The organism is Vibrio sp. 10N.286.51.C3, from assembly GCF_003050065.1.
In the GTDB taxonomy this organism is placed as follows: Bacteria; Pseudomonadota; Gammaproteobacteria; order Enterobacterales; family Vibrionaceae; genus Vibrio; species Vibrio crassostreae.
In genome coordinates this window covers 166,926-187,507 of record NZ_PIGC01000010.1, presented here as the reverse complement: position 1 = coordinate 187,507, position 20,582 = coordinate 166,926, and the positions used below count along the sequence as shown (strand labels likewise).

Genomic DNA, 20,582 nt, shown 5'->3' with positions numbered 1-20,582 from the left:
AGTGCCTGGTGGGTAGTTTGACTGGGGCGGTCTCCTCCCAAAGAGTAACGGAGGAGCACGAAGGTGGGCTAAACACGGTTGGACATCGTGTGGTTAGTGCAATGGCATAAGCCCGCTTGACTGCGAGAATGACAATTCGAGCAGGTGCGAAAGCAGGTCATAGTGATCCGGTGGTTCTGAATGGAAGGGCCATCGCTCAACGGATAAAAGGTACTCCGGGGATAACAGGCTGATACCGCCCAAGAGTTCATATCGACGGCGGTGTTTGGCACCTCGATGTCGGCTCATCACATCCTGGGGCTGAAGTCGGTCCCAAGGGTATGGCTGTTCGCCATTTAAAGTGGTACGCGAGCTGGGTTTAGAACGTCGTGAGACAGTTCGGTCCCTATCTGCCGTGGGCGTTGGAAAATTGAAAGGGGCTGCTCCTAGTACGAGAGGACCGGAGTGGACGAACCTCTGGTGTTCGGGTTGTCATGCCAATGGCATTGCCCGGTAGCTAAGTTCGGAATCGATAACCGCTGAAAGCATCTAAGCGGGAAGCGAGCCTTGAGATGAGTTTTCCCTGACGCTTTAAGCGTCCTAAAGGGTTGTCGTAGACTACGACGTTGATAGGCAGGGTGTGTAAGTGCTGCGAGGCATTGAGCTAACCTGTACTAATTGCCCGTGAGGCTTAACCATACAACACCCAAGGGGTTTTGTGGACTCAAAACTATTTGTCTCCGCTTTTTAAAAGCAGAAACAAAGTACAAACGCTTGAATGAGTTTGAAGAGAACAAAAACAGCTTTCCAGATTATTTTGCCTTCAGTTTTTAAAAAACTGAAAGTAAAAGCAAAATTTGCTTGGCGACCATAGCATTGTGGACCCACCTGATTCCATGCCGAACTCAGAAGTGAAACACAATAGCGCCGATGGTAGTGTGGGGCTTCCCCATGTGAGAGTAGGACATCGCCAGGCTTTAAATTAAATCTTTAGGTTGACCAACCTGGAGATATGGACGCTCACTTAGTGAGTTGACCACTGCGGAGTGGTAGTTCAGTTGGTTAGAATACCGGCCTGTCACGCCGGGGGTCGCGGGTTCGAGTCCCGTCCACTCCGCCACTTATTCAGAGTTTCAGCTCTTTAAAACTGAAATAGGGGTGTAGCTCCAATTGGCAGAGCAGCGGATTCCAAATCCGCGTGTTGGGAGTTCGAATCTCTCCACCCCTGCCATATTTAAGGCTCTAGTCGAAAGACTAGAGCCTTTTTACTTTCTGGTGGCGAAATACTTCATAATCCCCTTTCAGCTTCTTCCACCTCAAATACCTCTCTGTCTATCCCCAAAAAGTTACCAATAATCGTCAACTCTTCTCGAATGCCGACTAGTATAGATAATATGCATCACTTACATGGAACGGTTATGAGGTTATCTTTTGTTTTAGTTGTCCTGTTTTATTCATTTTCTGCTTTGGCAACCCCATGGGAAGAAGAAAAAATCCCGACAAGAAACTCAACCTCATCAATAGGTAGTTATGCTAATGGCTGCCTTGATGGAGCACAGGCTCTACCTATTAATGGTTTGGGGTATCAAATCATTCGTCCCCAAAGAGAACGCTACTATGGTCATACAGAAGCTATAAAGTTTATCGAGAGGTTAGGTGTAACTACTAGCGAGAAACTCAATACTAATTTATTGGTCGGTGATATTTCTCTTCCTAGAGGAGGGCGCTTTTCTTCCGGTCATTCAAGTCATCAAACCGGGTTAGATATTGATATATGGTTAAGGTTAACGAGTAAGAGATTGTCAGAAAACGAGTTAGCTGTGCCTAAACCTGTGAGCGTTGTGGATCTTACTAACTACAAATTGCGTCAATCGAATTGGACTGATGAGCATTTTCAAGTTATTCGTTATGCAGCGAAAGATGAAAAAGTGGTGCGTATTTTTGTTCATCCAGTGATTAAGCAAACCCTTTGTGATCAAGAAGATTCTGACGCAGATGATAGAGCTTGGCTTGGAAAAATCAGACCTTGGTGGGGACATCATTCACATTTTCATGTTCGCTTGAAGTGCCCTGAAGGGAGTTCAAACTGCATAGCCCAAGCAAGCCCTCCTAAAGGTGATGGTTGTGGAGACGAACTTGCAAGTTGGGCTCCGAAAACTATACCTGTTCCTCCTCCTAAAAAAGTCGTAAAAAGTAAGAAAAAGAAGAAAGTTAAAGTGATGCCAAGTCAATGTTTAGCCTTGATATCTAATAAGTAATCGCATCTATCAAGGTTAATTACAGTGGTAACGACACTGGCTTTCTCGTCTCTGAAACTGGAGAAATGTCACACTTTTGTCTAGAGTTTATAAACACTAGATTAAGAACATCGTTTGATATTAATAAAATCAATTACGGTATCAGCAACGGCGATGACGAATTTGACAAGGTTTGGTCAGGGATGGAGTGTTTTGGGGTGAAAGATGCGGCTTATATGCAGTATGCGAAATCAGAGTCTGATACCCGTCGATAGATAATTCAAGGATAAGACTATGACTATGATTTGTGCCAAGGAATTTTCAGAATGGTTAAGACATAGGTTCAACGCTGAAAGTTCTGGTATTTCGATTTCGAGAGATGACATTACCCAACTGACAGGTAGACAACGCTTAGACCCTAGCTTCGTGAATGATGTTCACTATGAATTGATGCAGTATGGAATGGCATTTGTGACTGACACTGGGCGGGAACACTTTTATCTAGTTCCTGTTTCTCAGTCGATAAATTGGCGGGAGCGACTCGAATATCAATTTGAAAAAGAGCTCTTCTGCAATATTTATCCAATCGAAAAGTCAGGATAAAAAAAAGGTTCAACTTACAATAAGTTGAACCTTTTCTCTTTTAGGTCAAGCCTTGAATGATAACAAACTTCTCAAGTAGCTCATCATCAGTTTCAATATGGTTGGGGTCAGTGATGATGCACTTGGTAATCGGGCATACAGATTGACACGTTGGCTTCTCATAGTGACCTTTACATTCAGTACATAAATCTGGATCGATCTCGAAGATACTGTCACCCATAGTGATTGCACCATTTGGGCATTCAGGGTCACACATATCGCAGTTTATGCACTTGTCAGTGATTAACAGAGCCATTGCTTACTTCTCGGTTTTCTAAGTAAAGTTACTTACCTGATGCGTTACGTGTGTCTTGGCCTTCGCTCAAGTTACGCATCAACAAGCCGTACTCGAGATCTAGATCTGCTGGTACAGGGATAAATACAAAGTGACCGTTACCTTTCGCATCTTCTACTGCTTCAGACTTACGGTTTTCCATCATCTCTAGCGTGAAAACAACGTTACCTTTCGGTGTCATCATTTCTAAGCTATCGCCAACTAGGAATTTGTTCTTCACTTCTACTTCCGCTAGGTCACCGCGGCGCTTACCTGTGAATTCACCAACAAACTGTTGAGTGTCTGAGATAGAGTAACCGTACTCGTAGTTTTGGTATGTATCATGAGTGTGGCGGCGTAGGAAACCTTCAGTGTAACCACGATGAGCTAGGCTCTCTAGTGTACCCATTAGGCTTTCATCGAACGGCTTGCCTGCTACAGCGTCATCGATCGCTTTACGGTAAACCTGTGCTGTACGTGCACAGTAGTAGAAAGACTTAGTACGACCTTCGATTTTCAGAGAGTGGACACCCATCTTCGTTAGGCGTTCAACGTGTTGGATCGCGCGAAGATCTTTTGAGTTCATGATGTAAGTACCATGCTCATCTTCAAACGCTGCCATTTTCTCTTCTGGCTTATGTGACTCAGAAAGTAGAACGACTTCGTCGGTTGGTTTACCAAGACCTAGTGTGTTGTCTGGACGTTCGTCTTGAACTTCTACTTCTTGAATCTCAACACCAGTAGGGTTTGCTTCAACGATCTGACCGTTTTCGTCTTCTTTTGCCGCTTCTGTTTTGTATTCCCAACGACAAGCGTTAGTGCAAGTACCTTGGTTTGGATCGCGTTTGTTCATGTAGCCAGAAAGTAGGCAACGACCAGAATACGCCATGCAAAGTGCACCGTGAACAAAGATCTCTAGCTCTGTTTCAGGGCAGTGTTCGCGAATCTCTTCGATCTCTTCAAGAGAAAGCTCACGAGATAGAATCACACGCTCAACGCCTTGAGTTGACCAGAACTTAACGGTCGCCCAGTTTACTGCGTTTGCTTGAACAGAAAGGTGGATTGGCATCTCCGGGAATGCTTCACGAACCATCATGATAAGACCAGGATCTGACATGATAAGAGCGTCTGGGCCCATATCGACAACAGGTTTAAGGTCGCGAATAAATGTTTTTAATTTAGAGTTGTGCGGCTGAATGTTACATACAACATATAACTTTTTGCCTTGAGCATGAGCTTCATCGATACCAATTTGTAGGTTTTCGTGATTGAACTCGTTGTTACGAACGCGAAGGCTGTAACGTGGCTGGCCTGCGTAAACTGCATCTGCGCCATAGGCGAATGCGTAGCGCATGTTTTTAAGGCTTCCTGCCGGTGATAATAGTTCAGGTACAAATGGTTTTTGTGTAGTCATTGCTTCGTTCTCTAATCTGATCTCAAGTCAGGTTGATACCACCAAGTGATATCAAAGGGGCGCAAATTTTACGCTAAAACGAGTTTGGTTGATAGCCCTAAAGATAGCAATGACATTAAGAAGAGGGCAGAGAGATAAATATAAGCAAGAGTTTGCTAGGAAATAAGCTCAGATACCATCGAAATCTGAGCTTTTAAAATCACAGATTAAGCGTTTGGTTGAGTTAACCCGCCAAGTGATTCAAATAAGTTCGGAAGGAAAACGCTGAACTCACCACATAGAAGTGAGAAATCAGCATCAAAACGCGCAGCTTGGTCTTCACGAGGGATATCATCGTTTTCATCTTTAAGTTCATCGCTGAATTTTAGGCGCTTGATGCTGCCGTCTTCTGCCAGAATGAATTCAATACGATCTTGCCAGTTGATAAGAAGTTTAGTCACCATCTTATTGGCTTCGATGTGGTTCTTAATCTCGTCCGTTTCTAGTTCTTGTTTCTTAACTCGAACAATACCGCCGTCTTCCTGAATCGACTTAAGCTCAGCTTCATCAAGCATTGTGATACCTTGAGGTGTATCACCTGATTTAACCCACTCGGTTAGAGTCGTTTCAATCGCTTGCTCAGGAATAGCGGGCACGACTGGTAGGCTACCCATTGTTTTACGTAGCAATGCTAATACGTCTTCTGCTTTTTTGTAGCTGCTAGCATCAACCACAATGAAACCTTCTTTTGGCATGATCAGCGCGTAAGTAAAGTTACTGCGGCTGAATGCACGAGGAAGCAAATCAATGATGATGTCTTCTTTTAGGCTGTCTTTCTCTTTCTTTTTAAGAGGAGTGCCAGATTCAGCTTCAAGCGTTTCTACTTTTGCGTTCAGCGATTCTTTGATCACAGAAGCCGGTAGCATTTTCTCTTCTTTCTTTGCACAAATTAGAATGCGGTTTTCTGATACGTGCGTCATCATATCGCCGTGTCTACCCATTGCATGTACCCAACCAAACTTCTGTTTGTCTTGGCTACCACAAGGAGTAAAGCGGAATTCTTCAAGTTGTTTCTCTAGCTGATCTGCGTTGAAATCAATATCACGGTTGAAGCGATAGACTAGGCAATTTTTAAACCACATAAATTTTTCTCATACCTTTTTGGAAGTGCTTCATGATATGAGATCTAATTCGATTTGTCCTTAGCTCTGTATCAAAAGTTGTAAAGTGAAACGTTTGAGACAGTTATATGAAAATTTGTTTTCAAAGGTCACAAAAGTGTCATAATTAACTCAGATAATGCAATGCGTTGATTAAATACAAAGGCTATTCAATTATGTCGAGAAGGATTCTGGTCGTTGAAGATGAAGCACCTATTCGTGAGATGCTGTGTTTTGTACTTGAACAAAAAGGCTACCAAGCAGTAGAGGCTGAAGATTACGATACAGCGGTAAACAAGCTATGTGAACCTTTCCCAGATCTAGTATTACTAGATTGGATGCTACCTGGTGGTAGCGGGATAAACTTTATCAAGCACATGAAGCGTGAAGAGTTAACTCGCAACATCCCAGTGGTGATGCTGACGGCTCGTGGTGAAGAAGAAGATAAGGTTCGCGGTTTAGAAGTTGGCGCTGACGACTACATTACCAAACCATTTTCGCCAAAAGAGTTAGTAGCTCGCCTGAAAGCGGTTATTCGCCGAGTAACCCCAACCGCATTGGAAGATGTGATTGACGTTCAAGGTCTTAAACTAGACCCTGTATCACACCGTGTTACCGCGAGTGAAGGTCCAGTAGATATGGGCCCAACAGAATTCAAAATGCTGCACTTCTTTATGACGCACCAAGAGCGTGTATACAGCCGAGAGCAATTACTGAATAACGTCTGGGGCACCAACGTTTACGTTGAAGATCGTACTGTTGATGTACATATTCGACGCCTGCGTAAAGCACTTGAATCTGCAGGTCACGACAAGCTAATCCAAACGGTTCGCGGTGCGGGCTACCGTTTTTCTACAAAGGCTTAGTGTGGCTCGCTACCCAGTTTACGGAGTCCTGAATGGTTGAAAAGTTAACCTGGAAAAAGCTGGCTTGGGAGCTGGCTTTTTTTTACGCACCTTGGGTTTTAGTCGGTTGGATATTCGGCTACCTACCTTGGTTACTGCTGGCTGCCACGGTATTGCAGCTCGGCTGGCATCTACATAATCAAATGCGTTTGTCCGCATGGTTGTGGGATGAGAAGCGTCTAACGCCACCATCAGGTTCTGGGAATTGGGAATCTCTGTTCAACGGTATTTATCGTATGCAGCAGAGACAGCGTCGCAAGCGTAAAGAATTGACCAATCTTATTCGCCGTTTCCGTAACGGTGCAGAATCGCTTCCCGATGCCGTTGTGGTATTTCGCGGTGAAGGTAATATCGTTTGGTGTAATAAGCTCGCTCAATATTTACTTGGGTTTCGCTGGCCGGACGATTCAGGACAACCGATTTCTAACTTGATCCGCACGCCGGACTTCATTAAGTATCTTAATAAACAAGATTTTTCAGAACCGTTAGAGATGCCTTCGCCACTGAATGTGGAGCGTATGCTTGAGTTGCGTATTGTGCCGTATACCGAGGGTGAACACTTAATGGTGGTACGTGATGTTACTCAGCTAAAGCAGCTAGAAGGTATGCGTCGTAACTTCTTTGCTAACGTTTCTCACGAGCTACGTACTCCAATGACCGTACTTCAGGGCTACCTTGAAATGACGGAAGACCCAGACATGGTCGTTGGGCCTATGTGGCCTAAAGCTCATGGTGTGATGACCGAGCAATTGAATCGCATGAACAGTCTGGTCAATCAACTACTCACGCTTTCTAAAATTGAAGCTGCGCCAATGCATGAGCTTGATGAAGTGGTCAACGTTCCCGCTATGCTTGAGGTTCTTGAGAAAGAAGCCGCGAGCTTGAGTGGTGACCGCGAACACAAGCTTGAGTTTGATATTGATAAGAGCCTACGTGTATTAGCTGATGAAGACCAATTGAGAAGTGCGATATCGAATTTGGTTTATAACGCAGTGAAATACACACCACCGGGCGCGACGGTTAAGGTGCGTTGGTACCAGACCAGTCAAGGCGCGTGTTTGGATGTGTCCGATACTGGGGACGGTATTGAGCCACAACACTTACATCGACTCACAGAGCGTTTCTACCGTGTAGATAAAGCACGTTCACGTGATACTGGTGGTAGTGGTCTTGGATTAGCGATTGTGAAACACGCGCTTAGTCACCATGACTCACATTTAGAAATTCAAAGTGAAGTGGGCGTCGGTAGTCGATTCCATTTTACTTTACCAAATCGACTGACCGTATCATGAGTTGTTCGATACGCAGGATGCATTTTCCAGTCAGCTCATTATTAGCGTTTGCTTTAGTTAACCCTGTGCATGCCGAACAGGGTGTCGATTCTCTTCCTGATTATTCTAAGGTTCCGGGAATTTCTGGGAGCTTATTATCGGTCGGTTCGGATACCTTAGCGGGTATGACGACGTTATGGGTGGAAGAGTTCAAGTCCTACTACCCAAATGTTAACGCTCAAGTCCAAGCATCGGGTTCTTCTACTGCTCCTCCAGCCTTAACCGAAGGAACTGCACATCTAGGGCCAATGAGTCGTCCGATGCGCCTGCGAGAAATTGAAGCATTTGAAAGGGAGCATGGATATAAGCCAACAGCACTGCGAGTTGCTATCGATGCGATTGGGCTTTTTGTGCATCGTGATAACCCTATTGAGGGGCTCAACTTTCGTCAGATTGATGGCATCTTTTCCGAGACTCTACGCTGCGGAGCGGCTAAGCCTCTCAATAGCTGGCAAGATCTCGGAATCGAACAACCATGGGCAAAACATCGATTCCAACTGTTCGGCCGCAATTCAGTATCGGGTACCTATGGTTACTTCAAACAGAATGCGCTGTGCGGTGGTGATTTTAAAAATCGCGTGAATGAGCAGCCTGGTTCCGCATCCGTTGTGCAATCGGTCGCTTCATCAATCAGTGGGATCGGTTACTCAGGTATTGGCTATCGTGTAGCAGGTGTAAAGCTTATTCCTATTTCAGAGCATGGTTCTGATTATGTAGAGCCGACTCGAGCGAATATCTTGAGCGGTGATTACCCTCTATCACGCTTTCTTTATGTGTACGTGAACAAACACCCAGATAAACCGCTTTCTCCTGTTGAGAGAGAGTTCCTCACTTTTGTATTCTCAAAGCAAGGGCAAGAACTGGTAGAGAAGGATGGCTACTTAGCGATACCGTCTGAGTTCGCAGAGCAAGAGTTGGCGAAAGTCGGGCTCTGATTGAGGTCACTGCGAACGCAGAAAAGAAACCTATGAACAGCTTGCGATCTCGCAGGCTGTTATTATTTTGATTGTTCGTTATTTTAGTTTCAACGACCATCCAGCGTTGTTCCAACGTTGTTGCTCTTCTCTGAGTTCATACTCAAGCAGTTGGTTTTGGGTCAACCAGTCGCTGTTAGATCCTTTTAATTCCCAGTTATTCTGTTGTTCAATCGTTAGAGTTACGTTTGGTTCAGGTGCTTGATTTCGCTGACGATTAAGTAAGATAGCGAGTCTCAATATACGAATCAGCAGTGTGATTTGTTGTGGAGTAAATAGAGAAAGCTCCGGTAAGTCTTGTAACTTGAGCGCTTTTCTTTGATAGCGAACTAATGTCGAGATCAGACGTTGCTGCTCCGTATTGAAGCCTGGCATTGTCGTGTGCTTAAGCAGATAAGCCGAATGGCGGTGATAGCCTTGAAATGCAATGCTTTGTCCAACCTCATGAAGCAATGCTGTCCAACCAACGAGATCATACAGCTCATTAGTGACTGTAGTAGTCACTTGAGGCTGCGCTTGTTTCAATAATGCAAGTGCGAGTACTTTGACTTTCTGGCCATGAGCTACGTCAACATGGTATCGAGAGACCAGCGTTTCGGCAGTTCTTGTGCGAACATCAATATCTTTAAATCTATCCTCCATGTCATAAAGAACGCCTTCTCTTAGGGCACCATCAGAAAAATGTAACTCCTTGATGTCTAGCGTATCCATGGCTGCTGAAAGAATGGTGACACCAGCAGCAAACACTGGCTTTCTCTCATCACTTAAACCTGAAAGATTTAAGGTTTCGGAAGATGAATACTCACATAAGTGATTCTTTAAATAGGACAGGCGCTGGGGCGTAATGAGACCGTCGGTGAACCCTAAGCCAATGAGTACCTCTTTTATGGATTTAGCGCTCCCAGATGAGCCAAAGGCTATTTCCCAAGGGGGCTTTTTATATTCTTCAATCAGTGGCATCAATAGACGAGTAGCCGCGGTATAAGCATCTGAAAAGTGTTGTGAGGTTAGCTCTCCTTCAGTAAAGAAACGTTGAGTGAAGCTGACGCATCCCATCGGTAAACTGCGCATAATTAGGGGAGTAAAGCCTTGTCCAGCGACGAGTTCGGTACTCCCTCCACCGATATCAATAACCAATTTAGATTCAGAAGCGGTTTGAGTGTGTTCTACACCGTTATAGATTATTCGAGCTTCTTCTTGACCGGAAATGATCTCGATTGGAAAAGGAAACAATGGTTTGGCTTGCTCTAAGAAGTCTTTAGCGTTTTTGGCCTTTCTTAGAGTATGAGTCGCAACAACTCTGACATCATCAAGCTCAAAATCCGCTAGTCGTTCCGCGAACAACTTAAGGCATTCTAGGCCTCGCTCGATAGCGCTTTCGGATAGGAAGTTACGTTCATCCAATCCATCACCTAATCTCACTTTCTGTTTGTGTCTGCTGACTAATTGCAGGTGTTGATCGAATACTCGGGCAACCACCATGTGAAAGCTGTTCGAACCCAAGTCGATAGCGGCAATACATCGAGAATGTTCGTTATCAATTAGCGGCATGATTTCTTCTCTTGTTTGTACTTCTTGCGAGTAAGTTTCTCCATACGTTTAATATAGTGGTAAGTGGAGAGTTGTGACGTTGGGTAATCAAGTGGGGTTGCTGGTGGTTGTATGTAACGGTTGCTCATCGATTGGTCTAACACTCGAGCTTTGTTGCCGTCATCAAAATGAAACTCGGTGATATCGATAATGGTTTGCTTGATCTTTTGATCTAAAATTGGGGCTGCGACTTCGATCCGATGATCGAAGTTTCGAGTCATCCAGTCAGCAGAGGAGATATAGACTTTCGGCTTTCCAGCATTACCAAATATCATCACTCTCGGATGTTCGAGAAAACGATCGACCACGCTGACAATCTCAATCTGCTCACTGATGTTGGGTATTCCTGGGACGATAGAGCACATACCACGAATGACCATTCTCACTTTTACATTGGCTTGGCTAGCCTGATAGAGCTTTTCGATGACCTCTCGATCGACCAAATTGTTGAGTTTTAGAGTGATGCCTGCAGGTTTGTTTTCAGCCGCGTTTTGTATCTCATTATCTATCAGTTGATACAGGCGTTTTCTTGTGTTTTTTGGTGAAACAATCAGTTGTTTGAAATGGGATTTTTGATAAGGATTTTCAATATACTTAAAGACTTGCCTCACCTCTTGAGTCAAGTCTTCATTCGCGGTGAGCAGAGAAAAATCGGTATACACGCGTGCTGTAATTTCATGAAAGTTACCAGTGCCAATATGAGCGTAATGCTCCGTATGCTTGCCTTCTTTTCGTTTGATGAGCAGCAATTTGGAGTGGATTTTTAAACTCGGGATACCATGGATGACTTTTATCCCTGCTTCTTGAAGTTTCTTAGTCCATTGAATATTGGCTTGTTCATCAAAGCGGGCTTGCAGCTCGATAACCACCGTTACTTTTTTGCCATTGTGTGCCGCATCGATGATCGAACTGAGCAGTTTAGAGCCTTCCGCAACACGGTAAACATTTATTTTTATGGCGGTTACTTTGGGATCAAAGGAAGCCTGCCTAACAAGCTCAGTGATGTGATTAAAAGTGTGGTAAGGGTAATGCAATAAGATGTCACGAGCTTTTATCGCTTCGAAATAGTTTGGGTAATGGCTGAAATGTGCACACTTAATCGCGGGAAGTGGACGATTAACCAAATCACGTCGGTTAAGGCTAGGAAATTCGCAGAAATGTTTGAAGTTGTGGTAACGGCCTCCGGCGATGACACTGTCATAGTCAGATAATTTAAGTCTGACTTGTAAAAAATTGAGCATTTCAGCTGGCATTTCTGAGTCATAGATAAGGCGTATCGGAAGTGCGGTAAGACGTTGCTCTAAACCTAGAGACATCAATTCTAATAGACTATTTTCATTGTTCTTTTGAAGATCATAATCGGCATCGCGCGTCATTTTTATCGCAAAGCAACGCAATGAGTCATACTCAAAGAACCCTTTAAGCAAGTCATCTAAACAAAATCGAACTATATTATCTAATAAGATCAAAGTAGTACGCTGTGATCCAGAGGTGTCTGGTAACTTAACAAATCGAGGTAGTGCCTCTGATGGGATTTCAAGTAATACGTATTGAGAAGATGTCTCACGCTCGATATCGATGGCTAAGTAACTTTGCTCATCTTTCAGAATATTGAGTAACTGGCTATCTTCGTTCAAGAGGAATGGCGTTAAGTGCGGCAGCACTTTTTTCTTAAAGTACTTTTTGATCCATTCACTCTGCTCTTCGGTGATTTGCTGCTCGTTGACCAGAAAAATACGATTACGCGCCAGTTCCAATAACAGGTCGTTATACAGTTCATGAAATCGAGTATCGAGCTTACTTGCTTTACTCTGCATTTGAGTCAGTAAGGTTTTCTGCGAGTTGGTTTGTTGCTGTGGATCTTGATGTAAGATCTTTCGTTTCACATCAGCAAATCGGACTTTGTAAAACTCATCGAGGTTTTTTGAGTAAATACCTAAAAAACGAACTCTCTCGATTAAGGGGACTGACTTGTCGGCCGCTTCTTGGAGTACTCTTTCGTTGAAGGATAACCAGCTAAGTTCTTTTGTAACATAGTCTTTTTCCATCGAATGATAATCCTTGAGAGCTGCCTATAGAGGTGATTACTTTAAGTTAGAATGACAAAATGCACAAAATTTATGATCTTACTTTAAGAAATATGGCTAACAAACTTGTTATTAGTTTCAGTTGTTTAACGTAACTTGTAATATAATTGTCATCTAACGTACATATTATGTCAGTAGCTAAAAAAAGGTAGATAAACAGATGGCTTCAGCCCAATTTTCATTGAAAGAGCGCGACAAAAAAAGATGGTTGAAAGATCGTCTCGTCCGTTTTTCAGTGACATGTGGTGCCGTCAGTGTCTTAGCTGCTCTGGTATTGATCTTTGTTTACTTGGCGATGGTCATTTTACCAGTATTTTCTGATACTGGTTTAGAGACAGACCGAGCAGTAAAGAGCGTTGCTGTAGAAAAGGCTATCGCCATATCGGTTGATGAATACGGTCAGCATGCATTTACTATCGAAAAAAACGGTTTGGTGAAATTTTGGGATTTAGAGTCTCAAAATACACACTCTTACTTTGAGCGAAATGTTTTAGCCAATCCAATTGCCTTTTCTCGAAACACCCCATCTGAAAACTGGTTTGCTTTTGCCGATAGCGCAAGCAACCTTACTTTTTTCTACCCTGAGTATAGTGCGCCTGTGCTGCAAAAGGGCAGTGAAGCCGAACCTAAAATCGAGCAAATCACTCTCCCTGAGCCATTTTTAAATGACGAATCCTCGAACGAGGCGACAATCGAAAAATTCGCGTTCGCTAAGAATGGACGTGGTATCACGGTTGCCGCTCAGCTAAGTGACCAACGAGTCTTAGTGAAGTGGTACCAAAGTGATATTACGGGTCAGTATATTTTTCAGAAGAGCCAATGGCTATCGGATAAGTTGGGCATACAGCAACAGCTGTTAGTGACACCCGATGGTCAAACCTTATATCTCCGAGCACAATCGGATTTAGTGGTTTTGAAGTTATCAGATAGCGGCTTTAATGTTCGTGAAGTGATTGACCTTAGCTTGAATGATGCGAAGCACTCGGTGAAAAGTATCGATTTGTTGTCTGGGGCCTATTCGCTATTGGTTACGCATGAGGACGGGCAGGTTTCTCAGTGGTTTGATGTTCTCAAAGATGAAAAGCGTAGCTTAACCCATATTCGAGACTTCCAGCTTGCTGAAGAGGTTCAATTTATCCTGCCTGATACTTACAGGAAGGGCTTCTATAGCTTCTACAAAAACGGCACCTTACAGAGCCACTATACGACCAGTGAAAAACTGTCTTTGTTTGAACGGGCATTTGAGAAGTCACCACAATTAGCCGCTATGTCTGCCAATGAACTGCATCTGGCGACGCTGATTGATGGCACCATCAGTGTGGCTAAAGTCGATAACGAATATCCGCAAATCTCATTCTCATCACTTTGGCAAAAAGTCTGGTACGAAAGCTACCCAGAGCCTCAATATGTGTGGCAATCAACGTCGGCTAATGATGACTTTGAAGAGAAATTCAGTTTAGTACCTATCACGTTTGGTACTATCAAAGCCGCCCTGTTCGCGATGATGTTCGCAGTACCTGTTGCTGTACTCGGAGCCATTTATACCGCTTACTTCATGTCTCCTCGAATGCGAAGAGTGGTGAAACCTTCGATAGAGCTGATGGAAGCTCTTCCGACCGTTATCATCGGATTCTTAGCCGGGCTTTGGTTTGCTCCCATTGTTGAAACGCATTTAACGGCCGTTTTCTTGTTAATGGTGCTATTGCCATTGAGCACACTGCTGACTGGGCTTGTGTGGTTCTGCTTACCGAAGATGGTGACCAGTCGTTTTTCTAATGGTTGGCATGCCCTGATATTGATTCCGGTATTGGTGATTACTGTGATTGCAGTATTTATTGCTGAAAATAGTATGGAAGCCTTGCTGTTTGGGGGGGATATTCGTACTTTCTTGGCTAGCTATGGTATCGATTTTGACCAACGTAATGCGCTGGTGGTCGGTTTTGCTATGGGATTCGCGGTTATCCCGACCATTTTTACTATCGCAGAAGACGCGATTTTCTCTGTGCCTAAACACTTATCTGATGGTTCATTAGCTTTAGGTGCAACCGCGTGGCAGACCCTTATTTATGTGGTGTTATTGACGGCTAGCCCAGGTATCTTTTCAGCCATCATGATGGGGCTAGGACGAGCTGTGGGCGAAACGATGATCGTTTTGATGGCAACAGGTAATACGCCGATCCTTGATTGGAATATTCTAGAAGGGATGAGGACGTTATCGGCAACGATTGCTGTAGAGCTGCCTGAATCTGAAGTGGGGGGATCTCACTTCCGCTTGTTGTTCTTGGCTGCACTCTTGCTGTTTATTTTTACGTTTGCGGTGAACTCAGTCGCAGAGTGGGTTCGACAAAGATTGAGAGACAAATATCGTGCACTGTAGTTTTATCGGTTTATCTCAATGTGTATCAACGGCTTTTAGTTGTTTGGCTAGCGCATCTCGTGATCTTTACTGTACCTTGGTTTCAGCGCGTCAGAGCAAGGTCGATTATGATCAATAAACTGAAGTCATTATTATTTTGGGTTAAATCGGGCTCTCCGTGGATATGGCTAACGGGTGGGGCGGTGAGCATCAGTATGCTTTCTGTTCTTGGCCTGATGCTGCTGATTGGTTGGAAGGGCTTGACCTATTTTTGGCCAGCACCTTTGTACCAATGGCAAGTTGATTCCAAAGACTTATCGTTAGTAGTTGACCTTGACGAAACCGTATCGAAACAAGATTTATTGATTGGTCAGTTATATGAACGCAAGTACATCCCGATAGAGCAAGTTCCACAAGTCCATGACCTTTTGTCACCTCAAAATTTGTCGACAGGGCTAATACAGCGCTTAAGCATCAAAGTCGCCAATAGAGAACTGTACCCTGCGGACTTTGTTTCCATTCTGGATGTTAACTTACGTGAACCAACCACTCCACTTGATTGGATTGTGATTGAACGAAGTCGAGGTGGCTATTTCTTTGGTAAGCCAGTGGGTTTTAAAACCGCTTCTGGCACATTTGATTCGAACATAGACCAAAAGCTCGAACAAGGTTTAGCGTTTGCTGATACGTTACGTAAAGAAACGTCGCGTGTTGTGAACCAAGAAATTCGCAATATAAGCTGGCAATTGGAAAACTTGCGTTTAGAAAAGCGTAAGCTTGAACTCAATGAATCAGTGAGCGATGAATATCTTAAAACCTATACTCAAACTAAACTGGAATTAAACCGCCAATTAGGTGAGGCTGAAGTAAAGCTTGAGCACTTGAGAACGCAGCTTAATGTAGAAAGCTTGCTCGTTGAGGATATGACAGGAGAACAGGTCGAAATTTCGCTCAGCCATATTCTGGATTATTGGTACCCGAATAATATGTCCTACCTTGAAAAGGTTGGGCATTGGGGCAAACAAGTTTGGAAGTTCTTGTCAGAGAACCCACGAGACTCAAACTCTGAAGGTGGCGTATTCCCAGCCATTTTCGGTACTGTTTTGTTGGTTATTCTGATGTCGATTGTAGTGATGCCTCTTGGTGTTGTTGCTGCTATTTATCTTCATGAATATGCAAAAAACAACGCCCTGACACGTTTGATTCGTATCGCCGTGATTAACTTGGCTGGTGTACCATCGATTGTGTATGGCGTTTTTGGTTTAGGCTTCTTCGTCTATACCATTGGCGGCTCGATTGATACGTTGTTTTATGCAGAGCGATTACCCGCTCCGACATTTGGTACGCCTGGCTTATTATGGTCTGCTTTGACCTTAGCAGTATTAACCTTGCCCGTTGTTATTGTAACTACGGAAGAGGGCTTAACGCGTATCCCTAGCTCCGTGAGGCATGGTTCATTAGCGCTTGGTGCTACTCAATTTGAGACGCTTTGGCGCATTGTTTTACCGATGGCAAGCCCTGCGATTATCACTGGTTTAATTTTGGCCATCGCGAGAGCCGCGGGGGAAGTTGCTCCACTCATGTTGGTGGGTGTTGTTAAGCTAGCATCCAGCTTGCCAGTCGATGGTCAGTTCCCGTATCTACATTTAGACAGAAAGTTCATGCATTTAGGCTTTCATATTTATGATGTTGGGTTTCAAACCTCGAATATCGAAGCGGCACGACCTTTAGTGTATGCCACTTCATTTTTATTGGTTACGGTGATTGTTGGATTAAATTTAACGGCCATCAATATCCGAAATAACTTGCGTGAAAAATACCGAACCTTAGGACAAGATTAGATGTTCTCGATTAATGAAACCTTGGGTTACCAAGCACCACTAGATGTTCATAACCTGAAGGATGAGCAAGTTGCTATCTCAATTGAAGGGCTGAATCTTTATTATAAAGAGAGTCAAGCACTCGATGATATTTCAATGCAAATTCCGAAGGGGCAAGTGACGGCTTTTATCGGCCCATCAGGGTGCGGTAAGTCGACGCTGCTGCGCTGTATTAATCGCATGAATGATCTTGTTGAGGGCTGCAAGGTTTCCGGGAAAGTGAAGCTTCATGGCAAGAACGTCTATCACCCTAAGGTAGATGTCGCGACCTTGCGACGTCGTGTTGGCATGGTATTCCAGCGCCCGAACCCTTTTCCTAAATCTATCTATGAGAATGTGGTTTATGGTTTGAGACTACAAGGTGTCAGCAATAGTCGAGACCTGGATGATGCGGTTGAGCGATCTCTGCGTGCTGCTGCACTATGGGATGAAGTGAAAGACCGACTTCATGAAAACGCATTTGGTTTATCGGGTGGTCAACAGCAGCGTTTGGTGATTGCACGTGCGGTCGCGATTGAGCCTGAAGTACTATTGTTGGATGAACCGACATCGGCACTGGATCCTATTTCTACTTTGACGATTGAAGAGCTGATTAACGATCTCAAAACACAATACACCGTGGTGATTGTTACTCATAACATGCAGCAAGCGGCGCGCGTGAGTGATCATACTGCTTTTATTCATATGGGAAAATTGATCGAGTACTCAGATACGGACTCAATTTTTACTTCTCCATTGAAAAATCAGACGGAAGACTACATTACTGGTAGATATGGCTAACCTCTATAGAGGCGTCATTTAGAGCTAAGTCACTCTATAAAAATGGCTTTCTTCATTTCTTTCAAGGAGCAGGTATGCATTTCGGTCGCCACATTTCAGGGCAATTCAATGTCGAGTTAGAGTCGATCCGTACTCATGTATTGACCATGGGCGGGTTAGTGGAGCAGCAACTTTCGTTTGCAATGCAGGCGCTTCATAAAGACGATGTTGAATTGGCTAAAAAAGTGATTCGTGACGACCATAAAGTGAATGCGATGGAAGTGTCGATTGACGAAGCGTGTACCCGAATTATTGCAAAGCGTCAGCCTACAGCGAAAGATCTGCGTTTGATTATGGCGATCATCAAAACGATTACCGATCTGGAACGTATTGGTGATGTAGCCTCTAAAATTGCTCAAGGCGCGATAGAGATCCCTTCGACCAAAGAGCAAAAATTCCATGTTTCGTTAGAGCCGCTATGCCGACAAGCAATCACCATGCTTCACCAAGTATTAGATGCTTTTGCTCGTATGGATGTTGATGCGGCAGCTGAAGTTCATAAGCTTGATGATAAGTTGGATGCGGAATACGAGGCGGTTATTCGTCAGTTAATGACGTATATGATGGAAGATCCTAAGAACATTCCTAATATTTTGCAGGTGATGTGGTCTGCGCGTGCGATTGAGCGAGTGGGAGACCGTTGCCAAAACATCTGCGAATACATTATTTACTTTGTGAAGGGTAAAGATGTACGTCACCTAGGCGATCAAAGCCTTGATGACGCATTGAAGTAGGGGACATCTTAAAAGCTAAGGATTGCACCAAGATTAAAATTGATCGTCGTGTCGTAAGGTACAAAGGTTTTATTGTGATCAAAAATATTCATATCAACACCAGCACGTAACCCAAGCATTGGTGTCGCTTGGTAAACATAGGCACCGCCTAGGCTTAACCCATGTGATGTTTTCTCTTCTACTTCGCCTGAGCGCGTTTTTGTACCGTCATAGCTTGCCACACCAATTTCAGCCTGAAAGCCGTGGGTTTGATTTCTTCCAAACATATTTTGGATACCAATACGATATGCATCGACAGTTTCATCATATCGATCGCTGTCATACCAAAGGTGAGAATAACTTAGGTAAACAGCGCCTAAATTTGCCACATCAGTAATACCCGCCTGTAATCCGAAGCCATGATAAGAACCAATTTTTAGTTCAGGGGATAAATGAAGACCACTTGAAAATGCAGAGGTTGAGAATAAAGCCGAAGTGAGAAGAAGTGTTTTTAGTTTCATGGTACCACCGAAGTAATTTTTGCTCTCCTTAGCATTAGGTCGATCCATGAATGAACCCAGAGAATTAACTGGATAACGGAAATCATTATATGGACTTTGAAAGAGCAGGCTAATTCGCATTGGTTATCTCTGTAATAACGTGTACTTATCAGTGGTTGTTTTCGTTATTTAGCGAATGCTTTGTCTTACGTAGCCTTACAAAACGAGTTTGATAGATAAGCGCCTACTTAACCTTATGTTATTTAATGTATTTGTTCCGATATGATGATGATAATGTCGATGTGGCTCATTAGTGTTTACTATATTCCGATCAATCTTTAATTTATTCTCCTGATGAATTTATCCTCCACATTTATTTTTCAGGTAGATATCAGTATGAAAAAGTTTCTTTTAGTTTTAACTCCCCTTTTCACGTTAACAGCGTGCGGCAGCGTTGCCATCATGGACAAATCAGAAGTGGTTAGTAAGCAACCGCAACTTATTATTAAAACAGATGGTGACTTCTGGGGATTGGGACAAGAAGGAACGTTTGATATTGCAGGTATGTATCAAGGCAAATACAGTCGAAACTCATCAAGCTCAACATGGTTTGATACTGTCTCTTTTAAAGACGGAGAGCTTGCTGCTGAGATCACTAGAAACGACAATGGTCAGGTGTGGAACTTAATTTGTTCTGGCGGTGGGACTTCAGTTAACTATATGGGTGTTGATTTCGGTGGCAATAAGCCTTATCGCTGCTCTGTAACCCAAAGGAATGAGAAAGTAGGAGAGTTCGTCTTAGAGCCTCAATCTGGGATGATTAAAGTTAGTTTAGAGAAGAAAGAAGCTGGCTACATACGAGTTGGGTCGAATAAATATGATGTCGAAACTGTCCACTCAAGCAAAGACCTTTTGATGTCAGTTGAAAAACCTTTAGGGTATAGCTTTAAACAAGCTTCACAAGAGGCAGCAGCGGCTCAGACGAATGGAATGCTAACTTTACAGATGATGCCTGAACTTAATGATGATGAGAAAGATACGTTAGTTATTGGTACTATCGCGAGTGCATTGAGTTGGCGTCCAGAAGATTAGAAAAGCGATGGTATTAATTATTTTGCTCACAATAAGAAATAATTGTGAGCAAATAGCGTACCTGATTACGAGAGAGGTTAGAACTTGTAGCCCACGGTTAAAGATAACTGGTCGATATCGTAATCATCCATCATGATGAAATTGAAACGCAGGTCAGTGTATAGGCCGAAATCAAAGTTTGCTCTTACACCTGTGCCGAGTAGGAGTGATGTTTCTTTATTTTTAAGACTAATACTATCCCCTGGCTCTTTTAAAGTTAGCTTTTCCTCGATACGTGCAATACCAATAGCACCGTAAGGTTTGATATTAAGCCCATCTAATAGAAATGCGTAACCAATATCTGAGTCAATTTTAAATGTCGATACTTTAGAATCGTAACCATACCCGTGGTAACTCTCATCATCTTTGCTGGTGTCCATCGCAACGTTCACACCAAAAATTCGGTTAATGTCATAACCATATTCAAGTTTTAGGCCGCTGCCTAAGTCACTTTTGGTGTAGTCTGAATCTAGGTGATCGACTTCGCTAGAAACAAAGCCCATTCCGATGCGGTGACCTGAATAGTCGGTATTTGCGTAAGCTGCTGTTGCTGTAGATAAGGCGATGATTGTAGTAACTGTTTTAAGTAATTTCATAACACTCTCAATAAA

17 protein-coding genes, 2 tRNA genes and 2 rRNA genes are annotated in these 20,582 nt (G+C 43.5%); 14 read left to right on the top strand and 7 right to left on the bottom strand.

Features of this window, described 5'->3' with window-relative positions:
• The 6 genes from CWO27_RS13305 to CWO27_RS13280 form a co-directional block, all read left to right on the top strand.
• Window positions 1-678: ribosomal RNA gene (locus CWO27_RS13305) — 23S ribosomal RNA — on the top strand; the annotation flags it as partial.
• Between the two features lie 161 nt (window positions 679-839).
• A 5S ribosomal RNA gene (rrf, locus tag CWO27_RS13300) occupies window positions 840-955 on the top strand.
• Between the two features lie 67 nt (window positions 956-1,022).
• Window positions 1,023-1,099, top strand: a tRNA-Asp gene (locus CWO27_RS13295).
• A 34-nt stretch (window positions 1,100-1,133) separates the two neighbouring features.
• Window positions 1,134-1,210 (top strand) — tRNA-Trp (locus CWO27_RS13290).
• Between the two features lie 187 nt (window positions 1,211-1,397).
• On the top strand, window positions 1,398-2,237 hold the full coding sequence (gene mepA, locus CWO27_RS13285; protein ID WP_048669225.1) for a penicillin-insensitive murein endopeptidase: 840 nt from the start codon (window positions 1,398-1,400) through the stop codon (window positions 2,235-2,237).
• Window positions 2,238-2,510: 273 nt separating this feature from the next.
• Window positions 2,511-2,819 carry a hypothetical protein gene (locus CWO27_RS13280; RefSeq protein WP_048658856.1) on the top strand — a complete coding sequence of 103 codons (309 nt, stop codon included), beginning with the start codon at window positions 2,511-2,513 and terminating at the stop codon, window positions 2,817-2,819.
• Between the two features lie 40 nt (window positions 2,820-2,859).
• On the opposite strand, the gene CWO27_RS13275 is transcribed toward CWO27_RS13280, so the two are convergent.
• The 3 genes from CWO27_RS13275 to rdgC all read right to left on the bottom strand — a co-directional run bounded on the left by CWO27_RS13275 (window position 2,860) and on the right by rdgC (window position 5,667).
• The gene (locus CWO27_RS13275; protein WP_004735061.1) at window positions 2,860-3,114 is read right to left on the bottom strand and encodes a YfhL family 4Fe-4S dicluster ferredoxin; all 255 of its coding nucleotides are present in this window, start codon (window positions 3,112-3,114) and stop codon (window positions 2,860-2,862) included.
• 28 nt (window positions 3,115-3,142) lie between these two features.
• The gene (trhP, locus tag CWO27_RS13270) at window positions 3,143-4,546 is read right to left on the bottom strand and encodes a prephenate-dependent tRNA uridine(34) hydroxylase TrhP (protein ID WP_048663751.1); all 1,404 of its coding nucleotides are present in this window, start codon (window positions 4,544-4,546) and stop codon (window positions 3,143-3,145) included.
• 206 nt (window positions 4,547-4,752) lie between these two features.
• Window positions 4,753-5,667, bottom strand: a complete 915-nt coding sequence (gene rdgC / locus CWO27_RS13265; protein ID WP_048669223.1) for a recombination-associated protein RdgC — start codon at window positions 5,665-5,667, stop codon at window positions 4,753-4,755.
• Window positions 5,668-5,861: 194 nt separating this feature from the next.
• On the opposite strand from rdgC, the gene phoB reads away from it, so the two are divergent.
• Genes phoB through CWO27_RS13250 form a run of 3 tightly spaced genes read left to right on the top strand, consistent with a single transcriptional unit; the run spans window position 5,862 to window position 8,856 of the window.
• Window positions 5,862-6,551, top strand: coding sequence for a phosphate regulon transcriptional regulator PhoB (gene phoB, locus CWO27_RS13260; protein ID WP_004735064.1), 690 nt, complete (start codon window positions 5,862-5,864; stop codon window positions 6,549-6,551).
• Window positions 6,552-6,583: 32 nt separating this feature from the next.
• On the top strand, window positions 6,584-7,882 hold the full coding sequence (phoR, locus tag CWO27_RS13255; protein ID WP_019823041.1) for a phosphate regulon sensor histidine kinase PhoR: 1,299 nt from the start codon (window positions 6,584-6,586) through the stop codon (window positions 7,880-7,882).
• Window positions 7,879-8,856, top strand: a complete 978-nt coding sequence (locus tag CWO27_RS13250; protein WP_107899077.1) for a PstS family phosphate ABC transporter substrate-binding protein — start codon at window positions 7,879-7,881, stop codon at window positions 8,854-8,856. Before phoR ends, CWO27_RS13250 begins: the two co-directional genes overlap by 4 nt.
• 78 nt (window positions 8,857-8,934) lie before the next feature.
• On the opposite strand, the gene ppx is transcribed toward CWO27_RS13250, so the two are convergent.
• Window positions 8,935-10,446, bottom strand: a complete 1,512-nt coding sequence (gene ppx / locus CWO27_RS13245) for an exopolyphosphatase (protein ID WP_107899076.1) — start codon at window positions 10,444-10,446, stop codon at window positions 8,935-8,937.
• On the bottom strand, window positions 10,437-12,533 hold the full coding sequence (gene ppk1 / locus CWO27_RS13240) for a polyphosphate kinase 1 (RefSeq protein ID WP_107899075.1): 2,097 nt from the start codon (window positions 12,531-12,533) through the stop codon (window positions 10,437-10,439). The genes ppx and ppk1 overlap by 10 nt, the downstream gene beginning before the upstream one ends.
• A gap of 199 nt (window positions 12,534-12,732) precedes the next feature.
• Here ppk1 and CWO27_RS13235 point away from each other — a divergent pair, with 199 nt between their 5' ends.
• The 4 genes from CWO27_RS13235 (at window position 12,733) to phoU (ending at window position 18,361) form a co-directional block, all read left to right on the top strand.
• Window positions 12,733-14,949, top strand: a complete 2,217-nt coding sequence (locus CWO27_RS13235) for an ABC transporter permease subunit (protein WP_102432989.1) — start codon at window positions 12,733-12,735, stop codon at window positions 14,947-14,949.
• 110 nt (window positions 14,950-15,059) lie between these two features.
• Window positions 15,060-16,769, top strand: coding sequence for a phosphate ABC transporter permease PstA (gene pstA / locus CWO27_RS13230; RefSeq protein ID WP_080967680.1), 1,710 nt, complete (start codon window positions 15,060-15,062; stop codon window positions 16,767-16,769).
• A complete protein-coding gene (pstB, locus tag CWO27_RS13225) occupies window positions 16,770-17,588 on the top strand; it encodes a phosphate ABC transporter ATP-binding protein PstB (RefSeq protein ID WP_048663744.1) in 819 nt (272 codons plus the stop codon).
• Between the two features lie 74 nt (window positions 17,589-17,662).
• Window positions 17,663-18,361, top strand: coding sequence for a phosphate signaling complex protein PhoU (phoU, locus tag CWO27_RS13220; RefSeq protein ID WP_009848270.1), 699 nt, complete (start codon window positions 17,663-17,665; stop codon window positions 18,359-18,361).
• Between the two features lie 8 nt (window positions 18,362-18,369).
• Here the strand turns inward: phoU and CWO27_RS13215 are convergent, their stop codons facing one another.
• Window positions 18,370-18,861, bottom strand: coding sequence for a hypothetical protein (locus tag CWO27_RS13215; RefSeq protein WP_102432995.1), 492 nt, complete (start codon window positions 18,859-18,861; stop codon window positions 18,370-18,372).
• Between the two features lie 375 nt (window positions 18,862-19,236).
• Here CWO27_RS13215 and CWO27_RS13210 point away from each other — a divergent pair, with 375 nt between their 5' ends.
• Window positions 19,237-19,932 carry a hypothetical protein gene (locus CWO27_RS13210; RefSeq protein WP_102432990.1) on the top strand — a complete coding sequence of 232 codons (696 nt, stop codon included), beginning with the start codon at window positions 19,237-19,239 and terminating at the stop codon, window positions 19,930-19,932.
• 77 nt (window positions 19,933-20,009) lie between these two features.
• Here the strand turns inward: CWO27_RS13210 and CWO27_RS13205 are convergent, their stop codons facing one another.
• Window positions 20,010-20,567 (bottom strand): porin family protein, encoded by a 558-nt coding sequence (locus tag CWO27_RS13205; RefSeq protein ID WP_107899074.1) that lies wholly within the window; start codon window positions 20,565-20,567, stop codon window positions 20,010-20,012.
• Window positions 20,568-20,582: the final 15 nt, after the last annotated feature.